This is a genomic window from Alcaligenes sp. SJTW-7, from assembly GCF_047716895.1.
Classification (GTDB): Bacteria; Pseudomonadota; Gammaproteobacteria; order Burkholderiales; family Burkholderiaceae_B; genus Alcaligenes; species Alcaligenes ammonioxydans.
Genome location: NZ_CP136682.1, coordinates 2,952,932 through 2,968,821, shown reverse-complemented (window position 1 = coordinate 2,968,821; position 15,890 = coordinate 2,952,932). Strand labels below are relative to the sequence as shown.

Below are 15,890 nucleotides of genomic sequence, written 5' to 3'. Positions count from 1 at the left end.
CTCTTGTTGGGCGCCTTGGAGAAAAGCTGGCGGGCAAGAAAAAAGGCCTGATTCCGTGGAGAGAGGGAATCGGGCCTTGGTTTTTTTCTTGCCCTGTGTGAGCACGGAAACGTGTTCACGCAGAGCGGGTACTGCCTGTTGTTTAGTCTTCTTCCACGAAGGTTTCTTCGCGTTTTTTCTTCACGGATGGCAGGGCAACCACAATAACCAGGAAGATCGCCAGAACCAGCAGGGACAGGGACAGGGGACGCGTCACGAAGGTGGTGTAATCACCGCGCGACAGCAGCAGGGCGCGACGGAAATTCTCCTCCATCATCGGTCCCAGCACCAGACCCAGCAGCAACGGGGCTCCCTCGCAGCGCAGCTTGGACCAGACATAGCCCACAAAGCCGAAGGCGGCGGTGACCAGGATGTCGAACACGTTGTAGTTCAGCGAATACACCCCCACCGTACAAAATACCAGGATGGCAGGGAACAACAGACGGTAGGGCACTTTGAGCAGTTTCACCCACAGACCAACCAGAGGCAGGTTCAGAATGACCAGCATCAGGTTGCCAATCCACATGGAAGCGATCAGGCCCCAGAACAGCTCAGGGTGGCTGGTCATCACTTGCGGACCAGGCTGAATGTTGTGAATGGTCATTGCACCAATCATCAGAGCCGTCACGGCGTTACCGGGTATACCCAGTGTGAGCAGCGGGATGAAGGAGGTTTGAGCAGCGGCGTTGTTGGCCGACTCGGGACCGGCCAGACCGGCAGGGTGACCCTTGCCAAAGCGCTCCGGGTTTTTGGAAATTTTCTTCTCCAGCGTGTAGGACGCAAAGGAGGACAGAACCGCACCGCCACCGGGCAAGATGCCCAGACACGAGCCCATCGCAGTCCCGCGAATGACGGCAGGCCAGCACTCTTTGAACTCTTGTTTATTGGGGTACAGGCTGCCTACCTTGCCCGTGATTTCGACACGTTGGTCGCCCAGCTCCAGGTTGTTCATGATTTCTGAGAAACCAAACACACCCATGGCCACCACGGCAAAGTCGATACCGTCTTGCAACTCAGGAATACCAAAGTCGTAACGAGCCACACCGGAGTTCACATCGGTACCAACCATGCCCAGCAGCAGGCCCAGCAGGATCATGCAGATGGCTTTGGGCAGGGAGCCGGAGGCCAGCACGACCGCTCCTACCAGGCCGAGGACCATTAATGAGAAATACTCTGCCGGTCCGAACTTGAAAGCCACTTCGGCCAGGGGAGGAGCAAAAGCGGCCAGCAGCACCGTCGCCACGCAACCGGCAAAGAACGAGCCCAGGGCCGCAATCGCCAAGGCCGCGCCGGCCCGGCCATTACGTGCCATCTGGTGGCCATCCAGTACGGTGACCACGGCGGATGTCTCTCCTGGCAGCGCAACCAGAATGGCCGTGGTGGACCCGCCATATTGTGCCCCGTAATAAATACCGGCCAACATGATCAGGCCAGCCACGGGCGGCAGGACATAGGTGATGGGCAGCAGCATGGCAATCGTTGGCACAGGGCCGATGCCAGGCAAGACACCAATCAGAGTGCCCAGCACGCAGCCGAGCAAGGCGTAGGCCAGGTTTTCGGGCGTCACCGCGACCGAAAAACCGAGCATCAGGTTGTCAAATAATTCCATTTCCGTTCACCCCCAATCAGGCCAGAAAACTCGGCCACAAGGGAAATACCAATCCCAGGCCCTTGATGAATGCCAGCCAGACAAATAGCACCAGAAACACGGCTGCGCCCAGCGCCACAGGCCAGCTGAACTCATGGCTGGCAAAGCTGCTGATCAGAACAAGCAGGAAAATCGAGGCGTAGACCCCCAAGGTGTTCAGAGTCAGTCCGCACAGGACAACGGCGCCGATGATAACGACGACCACTTTCCAGTTAAACTTCTCTACCTCCGTGTTTTCCGCTTTGGGAGACATGGAGTTCAAGGTGACAACCGCCCCTAACAAGCTCAGGCACACACCAAGCCAGAAGGGGAAGTAGCCGGGTCCCATACGGGCGGCTGTTCCCATCGAGTAGCTGGTGGCCCCCAGCGCGAAAGCGGCGCCCACGACCACGAACATGACCCCGGACCAGAAGTCCTGTTTATTTTTGATTTGCATAAGGTGGATTCTCCTTGTCTGCCTTGCGCATAAGTTTTCCTTTTTCCTGTGTCAGCTTCTTTATGATGGAGTTCTGCTCCACAACCCTGCCGGTGCCGACTGCATTGAACAGGGGTGACGCATGGTAATGGAGCACTTGCAGACTGAAAACCCTGACTTGACCCTAGTTTTTAAGGGTTTTCCCGGTAATTCCGGAAAATTAGGGTTTTTTGGGACCGTGTTGGGAGAGGGTTGGCATGCTTTGAAAGAAATTTGAAAGGTAATGGAAAGATGGGTGAAAGGTTATCATTAGTATGAAATTCCTCTACCCAGTAACGCTAGCAATGGTTTACGATAAGGCCCATGTTGCAAGATCTCGACTTTCTCGCTGACCGTATTGGTCAACTGGTAGAGCAATCTCGTCAGCTACACGCTGAACGCGCTCAATTATTGGCTCGTCTGAAAACTCAGGATGCCGAGCTGGACGCCCTGCGCCAGCAAAATCGGCGTCAGCAAGACGAGTTTGAGTCCCTGTCCACCGGTGTTGCCTCGCATCAACGTCAATTGGATGTGGTGCAGCAACAGGCGCAAGCCGAACAGGCAGAATTGAAAAGATTGCTGGAGCAGGAACAGGCTCAGGTGCTCGCCCTGCGTCGCGAGCTGGACAGTGCTCGGGCGGGAATGGGAGTGCTGCGTGATGTGGCAGGACAGGCCCGTGACCAGATTGGTTCGATCCTGATGCGTTTACCCGGGGCCGTACAGGAGTAAGTCATGGAACGAGTCGATATTTCCCTGTTGGGCCGCGATTACTCTTTGGCCTGCCCACCCTCTGAAAAAGCCCGTTTGCTCGATGCGGTTAAACTGGTAGATCAGCGCATGCAGGCCATCAAGGCATCGGGGCGTGTTTCAGGTAGCGAGCGTATTGCTGTTATGGCCGCTATTCAGATCGCCAGCGAATTTTTATCGGCTAAAGCACCTGATGGTCCGCTGGCTAATGTTGCTTTTGGCGATTTCAAGCGTAAAATTGAAGATATGCACGCGATGATTGATGATGTTATCGAGCCTTCGGGCACATCGCGTTGAACCAGATTTGAATACGGTCCCTTGTTGTCCCTTGCGGGCCGTTTCATCCCAGTAAGTCCCTGCCGTGTTCGTGACACGACCATACATTCCTTGAACCAATGCTTTTGGCATACAGGTTGTTGGATTAGCCAGTAGGAGCGATCGTCCTCGTCGACGAACCCGAAGCTGGCTTGATGACAGCCGATCTTGGACCCTCGGTTCCAGGATGCCGGTCTTGACGGCAATGGTGGGGCACCTACAAAAAAGCCCGTCCAGATTCTGGACGGGCTTTTTCTTGTCTCGGATCTGCCTCGCTAGTTACGGTTTACCCCTGCTGGGCACCCCGTTTGCTGGCGTAGGCGTACAAGGCTAGTCCGGCCACAATCATCGGCAGGGATAACCATTGCCCCATCGACAGACCCGCACTGAGCAGACCCAGATAGCCATCAGGCTCGCGGGTGTATTCCACCATGAAGCGAAAGAAACCGTAGCCGATCAGAAATAGAGCGCTGGTCTGGCCTACCGCACGTGGGCGGCGTGTGAACCACCACAGCAGGATAAACAGGGCGATGCCTTCCAGGGCCATTTCATAGAGCTGTGAAGGATGGCGCGGGATGGTGTCCACTTGGGGAAAGATCATGGCCCAGGGCGCGTCGCTGGGGCGACCCCACAACTCCCCGTTGATAAAGTTGCCCAAACGTCCAACCGCCAGTCCCAGCGGAATCAAAGGGGCCAGAAAGTCGCTGACTTCCAGAAAACGTCGGTGACGATTGCGGGCAAATAGCGCGATCGTGACCAGCACCCCGATCAGACCGCCATGAAAGGACATGCCGCCTTGCCAGACATACAAAATTTCAAGAGGGTGTGACAGGTAATAGGCTGGTTGATAAAACAGCGTATAGCCCAGCCGACCGCCCAGCACCACCCCTAGAACGCAGTAAAAAATCAGGTCTTCCAGATCTTTTCGGGTGAGCAAAGCGTAGCCCGCACGAATGCGCGCCGTACCGGCCAGCCACACCAGGCCAAAGCCGACTAGATACATCAAGCCATACCAATGAATGGCAAGGGGGCCAAGTTGTATGGCGACGGGATCGAACTGCGGGTGAATTAACATGCGTGCCCATTACAGAGATGAATATCAGATAATAGCGTGACTGCGAGCTCAGGCATGAGCTGGGTAAATTGTAAGGGAAGGATCATGCTGCATTCAGCCTCTTGGACCAGCCGTTTACCATTAGTAGTTTTTTGTGGATTGCTGATCTTTAATCCGCCCGCAAAGGCTGATACGGTAGCGCTGATGGATCTCGTGCAGGCGCAGTGCTTGTCCTGTCATCAGATGGATCGTAAACGGGTTGGCCCTCCTTTTCGGGAGATTGCCCAACGTTATGCGCCAGGGCCAGGGCAAGAAACCCTGGCTTATTTGCAGCGACAGATTCAACAGGGCAGCCGGGGTAACTGGGGAGCGATTCCCATGCCTGCTCAAAATCGCATCAGCGCCGACCAAGCGCAAGCTATTGCAGTCTGGCTGCTGAGTCTAGCCAATACGACGTCAAAGGAGAGTTCATGAAGGAAACAGCCATATTGGGCGGTGGATGTTTTTGGTGCACGGAAGGAGTCTTTAAAGCCTTGCAGGGTGTGCATTCTGTGGTGCCGGGGTACTGTGGCGGCCACGTAGAGCATCCCACCTATGAACAGGTGTGTGGCAAACAAACCGGCCATATTGAAGTGGTTAAAGTTGAGTTCGACCCTTCTGTCATTTCCTACCGGGACTTGCTGGAAGTGTTTTTCCTGACTCACGACCCAACCACCCCCGATCGTCAGGGAGCAGACCAAGGGCCGCAGTATGCCTCTGCCATTTTTTGCCAGAACGACGAGCAGCGTCGCCAGGCCTTTGAGGTCATTGAGGAAATCAAGTCCCAGTTTGATGCACCCATCGTGACGCATGTTCTGGACAGCTCCACGTTCTGGGAAGCCGAGGCCTATCATCACGACTATTTTGCGCGCAACCCCGAGCAGGCTTATTGCCAGATGGTGATTGCGCCCAAGCTCAAAAAGTTTTATCAGCGCTTTCAAGACCTGCTGGTCAAAAGTTAAGCATCCGGGCAAGAACTGGTCGGAGCCAGGTAGCGCCTGTACAGGGCGCTGCCTGGCAAGGTCAGGCGTGCCATCAGGCCGATGATCAACAAAGTCAGGACAAGCCGGCCGACCAGCGCAATCCAGATATTGGCACCCAAAGCTAGAATGAGAATGGTGTCTTCAATCAGGGAGTGGCTAAGTGATAGCCACGAGAGCGCGAGCAAACGGGTGCGCGGGCTATAGTTCTGTTGGCGGGACTCGTCGATAATCAAGGCGCCGCCATAACTCAGGCCCAGCAAGACCCCGATCGTTGTCGTGGGAGCGACGCGTTCCTCCAGTCCGGAAAAGCGTAATAAGGGAAGCAGGAGCCGGGTCAGCAAGCGGGTAAAGCCGATTTTCTCCAGAATCGACAGTACCAAAAGCAAGCCGAGAATAATCAGCCAAGTCATGAATAGAGAGCTGGCCGTTCCTTGCAGCCAGTCCATCCAGCCTTGCCAGCCACCCTGTGTGGCATTGGATTGGCCATAAAGCCAGGCCAGGGAAACAGGCTCCTGCAAGAGTCCGGCGTTGCTCAGGCCCCAGGACAGGACACAGCCATAGAGCAAGGCGCAGGCAATGCGCAGCCCGGCGGTGAACCAGAAGCTGGCCCCGGCGCGGCGCACAATGGCCTGTTCCATGGGCATATTGTGCGCAAACAGCATCATGGTGCCCAGGACGCTGATCTGGGCGGCGTTCAGACTCAAGCTGTCGCCCAAGGCGGCCATGGAGCCTATTCCAGCGTAAATGCCGGCCAATGCCGTCGTGGCCCAGACAATACCGGCCTCGGCAGGCAGTCCAGCCAGCCCCATGATCGGGCCGATCAGCTTTCCGGCTTGCTCAATCAAGCCCCATTGCGCCGCGACGCGCACGACAATCATGATGGGCAGCATGATTCGGGCGACGGTATAGAACATGCGCAAGCTGCGGCTAAGGGTAGTGCTAAGGAAGTTCAGCATGAGTAGATACATCGTCAGGGCGGGAACGAGCCTGATGCTAGCACGTCAACGGGGTGGCCCTGTCGCGCTGTGTCGCCTGCTTAACTATGGCACCCGGCAGCAGATCTGTTTATTTACATGCCGTCATGGGGAAAGCGCAACGTCATGTGGACAATAAAAAGCCCCCAAGGGTGAAAGCTGTGGCAGCCTGCATTACGGCTGTCTGCTTTTCATCCCATCAGGGGGCGTGTCAAGCCAGTGGGCTGGATTGTTTAACGGCCCGAGCAGTGGCCACCGCTGGCGGCTTGACCGCTACCCCAGGCAATGGGGGCGGGTTCGGGACGGTAGGGGTAGTCTTGCAGGCTGTCCATTACAACTAAAACGACGACGAGCAGCCAGAAGCTACTGGTAATAAGGCGGAAAGTAGTTTTGCTCATGCTTGCGCGACTCAAGGATTAACGCGGCGACGAATGCGCACGCCTAAGATAGACCCGGCAAAGGCCAAGGCAAACCAGACCCAGCCATGGATGCTGGCCGAGGCAATGCCTCCCAGAAAGGCGCCCACATTGCAGCCAAAAGCCATGCGCGCGCTGTAGCCCATGACCAGACCTGCAATTGCCCCGACCCACAGGGTGCGGGAATTGGGTGATTTGAAGTTGGCAGGGTGGTTCCAGCGAGAGGCAGCCATGGCGCCCAGGATCAAGCCAAAGTTGGTGACCGAAGTAACGTCAGCCAAGACGGGTTCAGCCAGGCGTTGTGCATGAGGAGCTACGCCCCAGAATGCATCGCCGACAGGGGACCAGCCCAATGCCGAAAACACTTTGGCGCCCCATAGCCCGATACCGTAGACGATACCCCAGGGCTGGCCGGCCACGATCATGTGGATGGCGTACAAGACGGCCAGCAGCAAGGCCCCCATCCACCAGCGCATTTCCCATTTTGCCGGTTGGCTCTTGTGCTCGTTCTGATGGCAGCGTGCGCCTCGAGCGACCAGCCAGGATACGGCGGCGCAGCCCAGCACGGTGATGAGCAAGGCCGTGGGCCACCCCAAGGAAGTGTTCAGGTCAATGGCGGGCAAGCCACCCAAGGCGATCCAGCCCGGCTGGTGTGAGGCACCCAGAAAGCTGCCTATGGCAAAGGTGGGCAGGACGGCGAAAGAAATGGGTGCGCCAGCACCTGCTTTATACAGGGTGCCCGAACCGCAGCCATCAGCCAGTTGCATGGCTGCGCCGAATAGAAAAGCGCCCAGCACCAGGCTAATGGTCAAGGGAGCAATCGCGCCGACCAGTTCGCCACCACTATCGGCGATCAAGGGCAGGGTGAAGGCGGCAGCCAAGACCAGCAGGAGCATTTGTGCCCAGATGCCTTGAGGATCTCGACGCTCGATATAGTTGCGCCAGCCGGTCGTGAAACCGAAACGGGCTCCTTGCAGCACGGCTCCAAAGCCGATGCCCAACAAGGCAAGCAGCCCTTGGCGCAGGCCTCCTACCAGTGCGACCCCGACAACCAGGGCCAGGCTGGCCAGGATAAAGCCCAGTCTAGTCAGATAAAGCATGATCGAATACCAACTCGTTAATTAAGGGCGCGCTTGGCATCGAGTTTCAGGACCTCAAAGCGTGAGGGCTGGTTATCCATGGGCAGGTTGCTGCGGCTCCATTCCACAACCGATTCAGGATAGAGTTTCACATTCGGGTTGCCAGCCAGCTCGGACAGGACAAACCAGTTAGTGGCCGCCCAGTGCCCGGTGTTGCAGAACGAGACAGTGGGTTTGTCATTCAGCCCTTGCTCTTTGACGATTGCCACGATTTCGCTGGTGTCTTTCAGGATAGGTTTGTCGCTTCGAAAGAAGCTGTTGAAATCCAGTTCCCGTGCGCCCGGCAAAGTGCCGTAACGAGCGGCGGCGTCAACACGCTTCTCACCGTTGAAAAATTCGCTCGGGCGAGCATCCAGCAAGACTGGGGCTTGGCCGTTCTTGATGTAGTCGGCCACTTCCTGTGTGCTGACAACCATGTCCTTGTTGTAGTGGTAGCTGAAGTCGGTAGGGGTGATGGTGGGCGTGTCTTTGCTGAGTGGTTTACCTTCGGCTTCCCAGGCTTGCAGGCCGCCGTCCAGAATGGACAACTGTGTCAGGCCTCCAGCTTTCAAGGTCCAGTACACACGCGCCGCTGCGCCAAAGTCTGTGGGGTTGGCCCCTGCGTACGTGACGACCACATAGCTGTCTGGGGAGATTCCTGCTTTGCTGAAAAGAGCCGACAGGTCAGCCTCGGAGCGCAGCGCGCCTGCGTTTTCGGCTGGGCCGCGATAGGCGCCGTAAGGGGTGTGAACAGCGCCGGGTACATGGCCCGCTTCGTATTCCTTATCTGTACGGATATCTAGAATACGCAGGTTTTTCTGATCCAGCTGGTTTGCCAGGTCGGTAGCTGAAATCAGCGGGGCTGGTTTGGAAGCCCCTTCGGCTGCGCTTGGTTCTGCGGACACAGACGGTGTCAGAACCGTGCTGAAGGCAAATGCCAGGGAGATGAGGAGAGGTCTGATCATTATTACTCACTTGAGTAAGCAGGGTGCTGCTTAGAGGATTAAAGGCATAAGGAATGGTAATGAACGCAGCGACAGAAAATAACAATGAATTGGGGATTAGCTTATTGCTTGGAGGTGTAAGGGGGGCGGTCTATCTATATAGAGTAGAGAGGAAGGGGGGCTTCGCTTGGAGTTCGCCTTGGGGGCGATTGTGTTTATGTGATTGGGTCTATCTATCAGGTCAGTGTGCCTTTGTTTTCTCTCCTTATAGAGCGTGTCTACAGAGAGGCAGCTTTATAGATGAGAGAAGGCAGAGCGGTTTTTATAAGAGAGGGGGTATGTGTTTGGTGTTCTCATGGATGGAGACTTAGAGACTTAGAGACTTAGAGACTTAGAGACTTAGAGACTTAGAGACTTAGAGACTTAGAGACTTAGAGGCAAAGAGGTTGAGACTCAGAGGGACTTTGAAGGGCATTGAGGGATAGAGGGGGCAAGGACTGGATTACCGCTTGGGGAGGCCCGTCTCCTATATGCATATAGGAAGTAGAGTCGCAGTGATGAACGATTTATCTATATAGAGGGTGGCTTTCATCGTTCCAGCCGTTCCGCATAGGTCGCCACTCGGAGCCCTGGGGCAGGGTGTTGAGGCGGACTACTTACCGGCGCAACACGCCGGTCCCCTTGTCCGAGTCACCATCGGGGCGCAGTCTGAACTCGCACAGCGATTGGTCCCCCGGACCAATCACAAACCTTGGGCTCAAACAGCAGACTGCTTGTAACCCCGATCGCAACTCCGACTGCGGCAAGTCGTCTGACTCGACCCAACACCTTTTTCCGGGGCTCCGAGCGGCTAACAGTCCTAAATAGTGCTCGGTCTTGGAGGTCACTCAAGTTTCTATCTATATACAGACACTACTAATTGGAGTGGAGGGGCTGCTGCCGTGCTCTTGCAGCCGTTCCTTTGCTGGGCCGCCATCTATATATTTCTCCTTCTCAGTATTTCCTCCAGCCAGCCAGCCAGCCAGCAAGCAAGCAAGCAAGCAAGCAAGCAAGCAAGCAAGCAAGCAAGCAAGCAAGCAAGCAAGCAAGCAAGCAAGCACTAGGACTGGTGACGATCGTGGGGAGGGTATGTACTTTCCCTCTATATAGAGGAGAGAGTGGTGAGAGGCAGAAGAATATCCGGCGATTCTTCACGACAGAAATAGCTGCTTAGGCCATGATCTGAGTCTAGGGATGGGCTGGCGCGCTACCAGGGGAAAAACCGGAAGTTAATCTAAAAATTATTTTTAGGGTGATTCTTCATAGTTATCAATTAGCTACCTCGTTTTGCAGGGTTTGCTCTCTTCAAATATCCAGAAAAATGCCAAAGAAAGCTTGCAAAGCCAAATTTCATCGTGCTATAGTTCTTTTCTCGCTGCAGCACACACAGGGTTTTCCCTCAAGGCGCCGCAGAGAGCAGTTAGACAAGATTCACCGCCTTGGCCAAGAGGCCCGCAACGAAGCTTGCATGACTGAGTCAGGTAACTGACACGGTGTAAAACCCGGAGCTTGACAAATCAGAAAATTCTGTGTTAAAGTTCTAGGTTCTGCTCCAGAGAACGCAACGTTAAGTTTTTAGCTGGTTGTAAACAGCGCTGAAAATTTACCCTTGTTTGTGAAGTTGGATAGCTGGCCTTACGGTTGGTTGTTCGTCAGGTAGTTCGGAACGAAAGTTCTGGTTTAAGCGGGACGAGTTAGACGGTTTTAAAACTTTCTAACTTCTTCAAAAAAAACGCTTGACACACTGCCTGATCTGCTTCATAATCTCGTTTCTCTGCTGCTAACACAGCAAGGCACGAAGCGCCAAGCGCGACGAGCCAGCCGGGTTAGTCAGTGGAACGACAGGCAACTGTCACTGCTCTTTAACAATTAACAGCCGATAAGTGTGGGCGCTTGGAATGAGCGAGTCGAACCCTTCGGGGATCGCCACAAGTTTGTATCAAGTGCTCACAAACGAAAGATGAAGAATTACCTTGTGTAACTCTGAATTTTTCTTTGAGACACAATCGGTCTCGTCGCAAGACGGGACAACCACAGAGATTAAACTGAAGAGTTTGATCCTGGCTCAGATTGAACGCTAGCGGGATGCTTTACACATGCAAGTCGAACGGCAGCACGAGAGAGCTTGCTCTCTTGGTGGCGAGTGGCGGACGGGTGAGTAATATATCGGAACGTGCCCAGTAGCGGGGGATAACTACTCGAAAGAGTGGCTAATACCGCATACGCCCTACGGGGGAAAGGGGGGGATCGCAAGACCTCTCACTATTGGAGCGGCCGATATCGGATTAGCTAGTTGGTGGGGTAAAGGCTCACCAAGGCAACGATCCGTAGCTGGTTTGAGAGGACGACCAGCCACACTGGGACTGAGACACGGCCCAGACTCCTACGGGAGGCAGCAGTGGGGAATTTTGGACAATGGGGGAAACCCTGATCCAGCCATCCCGCGTGTATGATGAAGGCCTTCGGGTTGTAAAGTACTTTTGGCAGAGAAGAAAAGGCATCCCCTAATACGGGATGCTGCTGACGGTATCTGCAGAATAAGCACCGGCTAACTACGTGCCAGCAGCCGCGGTAATACGTAGGGTGCAAGCGTTAATCGGAATTACTGGGCGTAAAGCGTGTGTAGGCGGTTCGGAAAGAAAGATGTGAAATCCCAGGGCTCAACCTTGGAACTGCATTTTTAACTGCCGAGCTAGAGTATGTCAGAGGGGGGTAGAATTCCACGTGTAGCAGTGAAATGCGTAGATATGTGGAGGAATACCGATGGCGAAGGCAGCCCCCTGGGATAATACTGACGCTCAGACACGAAAGCGTGGGGAGCAAACAGGATTAGATACCCTGGTAGTCCACGCCCTAAACGATGTCAACTAGCTGTTGGGGCCGTTAGGCCTTAGTAGCGCAGCTAACGCGTGAAGTTGACCGCCTGGGGAGTACGGTCGCAAGATTAAAACTCAAAGGAATTGACGGGGACCCGCACAAGCGGTGGATGATGTGGATTAATTCGATGCAACGCGAAAAACCTTACCTACCCTTGACATGTCTGGAATGCCGAAGAGATTTGGCAGTGCTCGCAAGAGAACCGGAACACAGGTGCTGCATGGCTGTCGTCAGCTCGTGTCGTGAGATGTTGGGTTAAGTCCCGCAACGAGCGCAACCCTTGTCATTAGTTGCTACGCAAGAGCACTCTAATGAGACTGCCGGTGACAAACCGGAGGAAGGTGGGGATGACGTCAAGTCCTCATGGCCCTTATGGGTAGGGCTTCACACGTCATACAATGGTCGGGACAGAGGGTCGCCAACCCGCGAGGGGGAGCCAATCTCAGAAACCCGATCGTAGTCCGGATCGCAGTCTGCAACTCGACTGCGTGAAGTCGGAATCGCTAGTAATCGCGGATCAGAATGTCGCGGTGAATACGTTCCCGGGTCTTGTACACACCGCCCGTCACACCATGGGAGTGGGTTTCACCAGAAGTAGGTAGCCTAACCGCAAGGAGGGCGCTTACCACGGTGGGATTCATGACTGGGGTGAAGTCGTAACAAGGTAGCCGTATCGGAAGGTGCGGCTGGATCACCTCCTTTTAGAGCGAATGGCTCGCAAAGCGAAAGCGTCCACACTTATTGGCTGTTAGTTTATGTCATGACCATTGAAGGTATCGCCCACTGGTGATAGATGGGTCAGTAGCTCAGTCGGTTAGAGCACCGTCTTGATAAGGCGGGGGTCGTTGGTTCGATTCCAACTTGACCCACCAACGATTACCTCGGGGGATTAGCTCAGCTGGGAGAGCACCTGCTTTGCAAGCAGGGGGTCGTCGGTTCGATCCCGTCATCCTCCACCACCGCTTTTGTAGGTGGTTGTCGATACAGCAAGGTTCATGACAGAGTATAGGGCACAGACAAACAACGGTTTGCCTGGCGCTAGATTCAACGAAGAGTGTTCTTTTTAAAGAATACTGCTCGTTGGGTTATGCAACCCACGAATTGCTCTTTAACAATTAGGAAGAAGCACAACGAAGGTGTGTTGTCTAATAAACGCAAGACGATTAGTCGACTTGTGATGACAATACACGGGTTGTGATTGCAACAGAACAAATTATGTTCAACGAAAGTTCTCAAAAATATAGACGTTGTCTGATCTTCGGATTGGATAACAGCTAAGGATTGATGAACGGCAACAACGTATACTCATATTCCTATAACAGCACCAAGCGTTATAGGATCAAGCGAATAAGTGCATATGATGGATGCCTTGGCGATCACAGGCGATGAAGGACGCGGTAGCCTGCGAAAAGCTACGGGGAGCTGGCAAACAAGCTTTGATCCGTAGATGTCCGAATGGGGAAACCCACCGTAGCAATACGGTATCCCATGCTGAATACATAGGCATGTGGAGGCGAACCGAGTGAACTGAACCATCTCAGTAACTCGAGGAAAAGAAATCAACCGAGATTCCGGAAGTAGTGGCGAGCGAAACCGGACCAGCCTGGATGTTTTAGCGTAGTGAATAGTCGAATGGAATGGAAAGTCCAGCCGTAGCAGGTGATAGCCCTGTAGGCGAAATTCAGTACGTGGAACTAAGCATCGAACAAGTAGGGCGGGACACGTGAAATCCTGTCTGAATATGGGGGGACCATCCTCCAAGGCTAAATACTCGTGATCGACCGATAGTGAACCAGTACCGTGAGGGAAAGGCGAAAAGAACCCCGGAAGGGGAGTGAAATAGATCCTGAAATCGTATGCATACAAACAGTAGGAGCACCCTCGTGGTGTGACTGCGTACCTTTTGTATAATGGGTCAGCGACTTACATTCAGTGGCAAGCTTAACCGAATAGGGGAGGCGTAGCGAAAGCGAGTCCGAATAGGGCGATTCAGTCGCTGGGTGTAGACCCGAAACCAGGCGATCTATCCATGGCCAGGTTGAAGGCACGGTAACACGTGCTGGAGGACCGAACCCACTAATGTTGAAAAATTAGGGGATGAGCTGTGGATCGGAGTGAAAGGCTAAACAAGCCTGGAGATAGCTGGTTCTCTCCGAAAACTATTTAGGTAGTGCCTCGTATATTACTGCCGGGGGTAGAGCACTGTTATGGCTAGGGGGTCACAGCGACTTACCAACCCATGGCAAACTCCGAATACCGGCAAGTACAGTACGGGAGACAGAGCACCGGGTGCTAACGTCCGGACTCAAGAGGGAAACAACCCAGACCGCCAGCTAAGGTCCCTAACTATGGCTAAGTGGGAAACGAAGTGGGAAGGCATAGACAGTCAGGAGGTTGGCTTAGAAGCAGCCATCCTTTAAAGAAAGCGTAATAGCTCACTGATCGAGTCGTCCTGCGCGGAAGATGTAACGGGGCTAAGCCATAGACCGAAGCTGCGGATGTGTACTTTTAGTACACATGGTAGGAGAGCGTTCCGTAAGCCTGTGAAGGTGTTCCGTGAGGAATGCTGGAGGTATCGGAAGTGAGAATGCTGACATGAGTAGCGATAAAGGGGGTGAAAAGCCCCCTCGCCGTAAGTCCAAGGTTTCCTGCGCAACGTTCATCGGCGCAGGGTGAGTCGGCCCCTAAGGCGAGGCAGAGATGCGTAGCTGATGGGAAGCGGGTTAATATTCCCGCACCGTCGTAGAGTGCGATGGGGGGACGGATTGCAGAATGTTATCGGGGTGTTGGATGTCCCCGTTGGCGCATCATAGAAGGCACTTAGGCAAATCCGGGTGCGTAATTCAAGGGTGTGACTGGATAGAGCTTCGGCTCTAAACTAACTGGAAGCAGTTCCAAGAAAAGCCTCTAAGCTTCAGCTCTACGAGACCGTACCGCAAACCGACACAGGTGGACGGGATGAATATTCCAAGGCGCTTGAGAGAACTCAGGAGAAGGAACTCGGCAAATTAATACCGTAACTTCGGGAGAAGGTATGCCTCATTAGTGTGATGTGCCTGCGCACAAAGCATGAAGAGGCCGCAGTGAATCGGTGGCTGCGACTGTTTACTAAAAACACAGCACTCTGCAAACACGAAAGTGGACGTATAGGGTGTGACGCCTGCCCGGTGCCGGAAGGTTAAGTGATGGGGTGCAAGCTCTTGATCGAAGCCCCGGTAAACGGCGGCCGTAACTATAACGGTCCTAAGGTAGCGAAATTCCTTGTCGGGTAAGTTCCGACCTGCACGAATGGCGTAACGATGGCCACACTGTCTCCTCCTGAGACTCAGCGAAGTTGACATGGTTGTGATGATGCAATCTCCCCGCGGCTAGACGGAAAGACCCCATGAACCTTTACTGTAGCTTTGCATTGGATTGTGAACCGGCCTGTGTAGGATAGGTGGGAGACGTTGAAGCGTGGTCGCCAGATCGCGTGGAGTCATCCTTGAAATACCACCCTGGTCTGTTTGCGGTTCTAACCTAGGTCCCTTATCGGGATCGGGGACCGTGCATGGTGGGCAGTTTGACTGGGGCGGTCTCCTCCTAAAGTGTAACGGAGGAGTTCGAAGGTACGCTAGAGACGGTCGGAAATCGTCTTGATAGTGCAATGGCATAAGCGTGCTTGACTGTGAGACTGACAAGTCGAACAGGTACGAAAGTAGGACATAGTGATCCGGTGGTTCTGTATGGAAGGGCCATCGCTCAACGGATAAAAGGTACTCTGGGGATAACAGGCTGATACCGCCCAAGAGTTCATATCGACGGCGGTGTTTGGCACCTCGATGTCGGCTCATCTCATCCTGGGGCTGTAGCCGGTCCCAAGGGTATGGCTGTTCGCCATTTAAAGAGGTACGTGAGCTGGGTTTAAAACGTCGTGAGACAGTTTGGTCCCTATCTGCCGTGGGCGTTGGATACTTGACGGAGCCTGCTCCTAGTACGAGAGGACCGGAGTGGACGTACCACTGGTGTATCGGTTGTCATGCCAATGGCATTGCCGAGTAGCTACGTACGGAAGAGATAACCGCTGAAGGCATCTAAGCGGGAAACTCGTCTGAAGATTAGGTATCCCGGGGGCTTGACCCCCCTGTAGGGTCGTCCGAGACCAGGACGTTGATAGGCTGGGTGTGGAAGTGCAGTAATGCATGTAGCTAACCAGTACTAATTGCCCGTGTGGCTTGATCCTATAACCCTTGAGGTTGTAGTG

The 15,890-nt window shown here is 54.2% G+C and carries 11 protein-coding genes, 2 tRNA genes, 2 rRNA genes and 1 other RNA gene; 9 read left to right on the top strand and 7 right to left on the bottom strand.

The features are described from left to right. Window positions 1-142: 142 nt before the first annotated feature. Both RSQ48_RS13475 and RSQ48_RS13470 read right to left on the bottom strand, forming a co-directional pair. On the bottom strand, window positions 143-1,648 hold the full coding sequence (locus RSQ48_RS13475; protein WP_336580150.1) for a tripartite tricarboxylate transporter permease: 1,506 nt from the start codon (window positions 1,646-1,648) through the stop codon (window positions 143-145). A 16-nt stretch (window positions 1,649-1,664) separates the two neighbouring features. Next, window positions 1,665-2,123 carry a tripartite tricarboxylate transporter TctB family protein gene (locus tag RSQ48_RS13470; RefSeq protein ID WP_003805581.1) on the bottom strand — a complete coding sequence of 153 codons (459 nt, stop codon included), beginning with the start codon at window positions 2,121-2,123 and terminating at the stop codon, window positions 1,665-1,667. Between the two features lie 342 nt (window positions 2,124-2,465). Between RSQ48_RS13470 and RSQ48_RS13465 the strand changes: the two genes are divergently transcribed. From RSQ48_RS13465 to ssrS, 3 genes are all read left to right on the top strand, one after another. Further along, window positions 2,466-2,870, top strand: a complete 405-nt coding sequence (locus tag RSQ48_RS13465) for a hypothetical protein (protein WP_003805579.1) — start codon at window positions 2,466-2,468, stop codon at window positions 2,868-2,870. A gap of 3 nt (window positions 2,871-2,873) precedes the next feature. Then, window positions 2,874-3,185 (top strand): cell division protein ZapA, encoded by a 312-nt coding sequence (locus RSQ48_RS13460; RefSeq protein ID WP_059318320.1) that lies wholly within the window; start codon window positions 2,874-2,876, stop codon window positions 3,183-3,185. A 53-nt stretch (window positions 3,186-3,238) separates the two neighbouring features. Beyond that, window positions 3,239-3,422, top strand: a non-coding RNA gene (gene ssrS / locus RSQ48_RS13455) — 6S RNA. 67 nt (window positions 3,423-3,489) lie between these two features. Here ssrS and lgt read toward each other — a convergent pair. Continuing rightward, complete coding sequence (gene lgt / locus RSQ48_RS13450; RefSeq protein ID WP_039944118.1) at window positions 3,490-4,278, bottom strand: prolipoprotein diacylglyceryl transferase; 789 nt, start codon at window positions 4,276-4,278, stop codon at window positions 3,490-3,492. Between the two features lie 84 nt (window positions 4,279-4,362). Here lgt and RSQ48_RS13445 point away from each other — a divergent pair, with 84 nt between their 5' ends. Together RSQ48_RS13445 and msrA are read left to right on the top strand one after the other, a co-directional pair. Further along, window positions 4,363-4,731, top strand: coding sequence for a c-type cytochrome (locus RSQ48_RS13445; RefSeq protein WP_230406194.1), 369 nt, complete (start codon window positions 4,363-4,365; stop codon window positions 4,729-4,731). Next, window positions 4,728-5,258 carry a peptide-methionine (S)-S-oxide reductase MsrA gene (gene msrA, locus RSQ48_RS13440; RefSeq protein ID WP_059318322.1) on the top strand — a complete coding sequence of 177 codons (531 nt, stop codon included), beginning with the start codon at window positions 4,728-4,730 and terminating at the stop codon, window positions 5,256-5,258. Before RSQ48_RS13445 ends, msrA begins: the two co-directional genes overlap by 4 nt. Here the strand turns inward: msrA and RSQ48_RS13435 are convergent. From RSQ48_RS13435 to RSQ48_RS13420, 4 genes are all read right to left on the bottom strand, one after another. Next, window positions 5,255-6,235 carry a hypothetical protein gene (locus RSQ48_RS13435; protein WP_415301882.1) on the bottom strand — a complete coding sequence of 327 codons (981 nt, stop codon included), beginning with the start codon at window positions 6,233-6,235 and terminating at the stop codon, window positions 5,255-5,257. The genes msrA and RSQ48_RS13435 overlap by 4 nt on opposite strands. A gap of 251 nt (window positions 6,236-6,486) precedes the next feature. Further along, entirely contained in the window at window positions 6,487-6,651 is a 165-nt protein-coding gene (locus tag RSQ48_RS13430; protein ID WP_162829370.1) for a hypothetical protein, read from the bottom strand. Between the two features lie 11 nt (window positions 6,652-6,662). After that, window positions 6,663-7,769, bottom strand: coding sequence for a YeeE/YedE family protein (locus tag RSQ48_RS13425; RefSeq protein ID WP_415301881.1), 1,107 nt, complete (start codon window positions 7,767-7,769; stop codon window positions 6,663-6,665). Window positions 7,770-7,786: 17 nt separating this feature from the next. Beyond that, entirely contained in the window at window positions 7,787-8,752 is a 966-nt protein-coding gene (locus RSQ48_RS13420) for a sulfurtransferase (RefSeq protein WP_003805566.1), read from the bottom strand. A 2,060-nt stretch (window positions 8,753-10,812) separates the two neighbouring features. Here RSQ48_RS13420 and RSQ48_RS13415 point away from each other — a divergent pair. From RSQ48_RS13415 to RSQ48_RS13400, 4 genes are all read left to right on the top strand, one after another. Then, a 16S ribosomal RNA gene (locus tag RSQ48_RS13415) occupies window positions 10,813-12,349 on the top strand. Window positions 12,350-12,442: 93 nt separating this feature from the next. Continuing rightward, window positions 12,443-12,519: transfer RNA gene (locus RSQ48_RS13410), tRNA-Ile, on the top strand. A gap of 11 nt (window positions 12,520-12,530) precedes the next feature. Continuing rightward, window positions 12,531-12,606: transfer RNA gene (locus RSQ48_RS13405), tRNA-Ala, on the top strand. A gap of 378 nt (window positions 12,607-12,984) precedes the next feature. Then, a 23S ribosomal RNA gene (locus tag RSQ48_RS13400) occupies window positions 12,985-15,869 on the top strand. Together the 16S and 23S rRNA genes with 2 tRNA genes alongside form the textbook arrangement of a ribosomal RNA operon. Window positions 15,870-15,890 lie beyond the last annotated feature (21 nt).

Excerpts from the sequence above, each read along its gene's own strand:
- RSQ48_RS13475 (WP_336580150.1), bottom strand. The coding sequence starts at position 1,648 with ATGGAATTATTTGACAACCTGATGCTCGGTTTTTCGGTCGCGGTGACG.
- RSQ48_RS13470 (WP_003805581.1), bottom strand. The coding sequence starts at position 2,123 with ATGCAAATCAAAAATAAACAGGACTTCTGGTCCGGGGTCATGTTCGTG.
- RSQ48_RS13465 (WP_003805579.1), top strand. The coding sequence starts at position 2,466 with ATGTTGCAAGATCTCGACTTTCTCGCTGACCGTATTGGTCAACTGGTA.
- RSQ48_RS13460 (WP_059318320.1), top strand. The coding sequence starts at position 2,874 with ATGGAACGAGTCGATATTTCCCTGTTGGGCCGCGATTACTCTTTGGCC.
- lgt (WP_039944118.1), bottom strand. The coding sequence starts at position 4,278 with ATGTTAATTCACCCGCAGTTCGATCCCGTCGCCATACAACTTGGCCCC.
- RSQ48_RS13445 (WP_230406194.1), top strand. The coding sequence starts at position 4,363 with ATGCTGCATTCAGCCTCTTGGACCAGCCGTTTACCATTAGTAGTTTTT.
- msrA (WP_059318322.1), top strand. The coding sequence starts at position 4,728 with ATGAAGGAAACAGCCATATTGGGCGGTGGATGTTTTTGGTGCACGGAA.
- RSQ48_RS13435 (WP_415301882.1), bottom strand. The coding sequence starts at position 6,235 with ATGCTGAACTTCCTTAGCACTACCCTTAGCCGCAGCTTGCGCATGTTC.
- RSQ48_RS13430 (WP_162829370.1), bottom strand. The coding sequence starts at position 6,651 with ATGAGCAAAACTACTTTCCGCCTTATTACCAGTAGCTTCTGGCTGCTC.
- RSQ48_RS13425 (WP_415301881.1), bottom strand. The coding sequence starts at position 7,769 with ATGCTTTATCTGACTAGACTGGGCTTTATCCTGGCCAGCCTGGCCCTG.
- RSQ48_RS13420 (WP_003805566.1), bottom strand. The coding sequence starts at position 8,752 with ATGATCAGACCTCTCCTCATCTCCCTGGCATTTGCCTTCAGCACGGTT.